The following is a 2,618-nucleotide window of genomic DNA, read 5'->3' as shown; positions in this document are numbered from 1 at the left end:
TGACCGTTTCTTCTTGATCAGGAAAATCCTCACTGAGCCCCAACGCAACCAGTATTTCCTTATCAAGAGGCTTGGGCTGCGTTTTAAGAGAATCTGGGTCCTCAACCAGAAGAGGTATTTGTTTCTCCAGGTCTTCATCTATATGGCCAGATTCATCAGGTGACTCACTCTGAGAACGCTCCGTTTTTTTGGTATCAGTTGATATCTCCCCTGCAGAGACTTGAATACTGTCCTCAATGACTTTCTCATGGGGTGAGACGGAGTTGTTCAAAGGTGTGGGTGGTTCAGACTCCAGGGGATTGGAGTATAGGCTTTCTGCCGACACATTTGACTCATTATTGATAGAGCTATCAGCGGTCAGTTGAACAGTTTCGGAGATGGAAGCTGACGATGGTTTGTCCCTGGGTGTTACCCCTGTTGTCAATTGAGTTTCATCCGCTGGTGCTGATTCCTCTACACTTCGATTCGGCAGTTCAGTCGAGGGAGTTTCTTTAGGGGCAAGGTCTTTCTTCAGTTGTTGTCCTTCTTCAAGGGTGACTTTGCGACCGACAAAAAAACCAATGATGCCTTTGAATAACGCCTTGATTCCCTGATGAGCCTTATATTCATATTTAAAAGCGTCAAGACGTGTGAGTTGAAAATTATCTCCGATTTGAATGACAGCCATTAGGTAGTCCTTTTTTTTAGAGTGGTTATTAAGATGACAATATTAGTGTAGTTAGCAGGATTTTATTTACTTGGGATCAAGTCATAGAAGGTTGCCGGTCTTAATGATATCCACAAATGTTGCCCAATTCCCTGCATTGTTACTGGCTATAACGCTACTTTAATACTATCATCCCGCATTTCTGGCATAGTCTTCCCCGAATGCGTTTAGATAAATATCTCTGCGAAAGTACCGAACTCTCACGTGCCAATGCCAAAAAGTGTTTGCACCGGGGGGAGGTGACATGCAATGGCATTGTGGTGAAAAACAGTGCCTTCAAGGTACCGGATAACTGTGAAGTCCGTTTTCTGGGGGAGCTGGTCAAAGCCCGGGGGCTGCGCTATATCATGCTCAATAAACCGGCGGATACGCTCTGCTCCAATGTGGATGAGGTCTATCCATCGGTGCTTTCGTTGCTGGATATTCCCAAGGCTTACTCACTGCATATTGCCGGTCGCCTGGATGCCGATACGACAGGGCTGGTTCTGATTACCGATGATGGTCAGTGGTCTCACCGATTGACCTCACCCGTAAAAGTGTGTGGCAAGCGCTATCGCGTTCAATTAGCCGCCCCCCTGCCAGAAGACAAGATTGCAGAACTGATTGAGCGGTTTGCCAGCGGGATTGCACTGAAAGGTGAGAAGGCATTGACCAGGCCCGCCTTACTGGAAGTCCTTGCCCCCACCGAGGTCTTGTTGACCATCATTGAGGGTAAATACCATCAGGCCAAGCGTATGTTTGCGGCCATTGGCAATCAGGTGGTGAGCCTGCACCGCGAACAGGTAGGGGTTATTGCCCTGGATCCATCCCTGAGGCCCGGGGAGTGGCGCTACCTGACTCAGGATGAAATTGATTCAGTGTGATTGACTGAAGGGTTGAGATTGTTTTGAAGTACTATTGTTTTTGCTCCCCGGTTCTGGTGTTAATTAACCATAAAAGGCAGTCTGGGTACCATAAGCCCGGGACTGCGGGAGGGGAGCGAAGCCGAAAAGCTCCTGCTTGTCCCGATAGCGTTTACGTCACCCGCATGCCAGGCTGGGCGCCTTCGTGAGGTTCAAGAATCCAGAGGTCCTTGCCACCAGGGCCTGCGGCCAATACCATGCCTTCGCTTACACCAAACTTCATTTTACGTGGGGCCAGATTGGCCACCATCACCGTATGTTTGCCAACCAGGGCTTCTGGTGCATAAGCAGACTTGATGCCGGCAAAGACATTGCGTGGCTCAGGTTCGCCTATATCCAGGGTCAGACGCAGCAGTTTGCCTGCTCCTTCCACCAGTTCGGCGTTGACAATTCTGGCGATACGCAGATCGACCCTGGCGAAGTCATCTGGGGTGATTTCATCAGCTACAGGATCTCGCTTCAGCCATTCAGAAGAAACGGAAGACGTCTCGGATTGCTTGTTGGATGATGCCATCTGGGCCAGGACCTCTTTGCTGGCTTCGATCATGGACGCTACTTTATCGGCTTCCACCCGGGTCATCAATGGTTCAAATTTATTGATGTTATGATTCAGGAGCAGTGTCTGGCTGTCTTGCCAGGTCAGGGGGGGAACATTAAGGAATGTTTCTGCTTTCACCGCCATGGCTGGCAGTACCGGCTTGAGGTAGATCATCAGCAGTCGGAACAGGTTGATGCCGGTGCTGCAGATGTCATGAAGTTCCTGTCTTTTCTCAAGAGAGTTGCCCTGTTCTTTGGCAACCACCCATGGCTTCACTTCGTCAATCCAGACATTGGCTTTGTCTGCCAGCGCCATGATCTCACGCATCGCCCTGGCGAATTCGCGACCTTCATAGTGCTCGGCAATGCGTTGTGCCGCTTCCTGGAAACCGGCAGTGAGTTCCGCTGCGCTCTTCTCGGAAGAAAGGGTGGCAGAAAGCTTGCCGCCAAAGCGCTTATTGATAAAACCGGCA

General features: G+C 50.0%; 3 protein-coding genes. 1 reads left to right on the top strand and 2 read right to left on the bottom strand.

Annotated features, from left to right (window positions below; genetic code table 11):
* Positions 1-667: hypothetical protein (locus tag KDK14_RS06550; protein ID WP_257264221.1), on the bottom strand; the 667-nt coding region annotated here is incomplete at its 3' end.
* Between the two features lie 200 nt (positions 668-867).
* On the opposite strand from KDK14_RS06550, the gene rsuA reads away from it, so the two are divergent.
* Entirely contained in the window at positions 868-1,569 is a 702-nt protein-coding gene (rsuA, locus tag KDK14_RS06545) for a 16S rRNA pseudouridine(516) synthase RsuA (protein WP_257264220.1), read from the top strand.
* Between the two features lie 151 nt (positions 1,570-1,720).
* On the opposite strand, the gene metG is transcribed toward rsuA, so the two are convergent.
* Positions 1,721-2,618: methionine--tRNA ligase subunit beta (gene metG / locus KDK14_RS06540; RefSeq protein ID WP_257264219.1), on the bottom strand; the 898-nt coding region annotated here is incomplete at its 5' end.

This window comes from Endozoicomonas sp. ONNA2 (assembly GCF_024606365.1).
In the GTDB taxonomy this organism is placed as follows: domain Bacteria; phylum Pseudomonadota; class Gammaproteobacteria; order Pseudomonadales; family Endozoicomonadaceae; genus Endozoicomonas.
The sequence above is the reverse complement of the archived record's forward strand: the minus strand, read 5'-3'. Positions and strand labels throughout refer to the sequence as shown.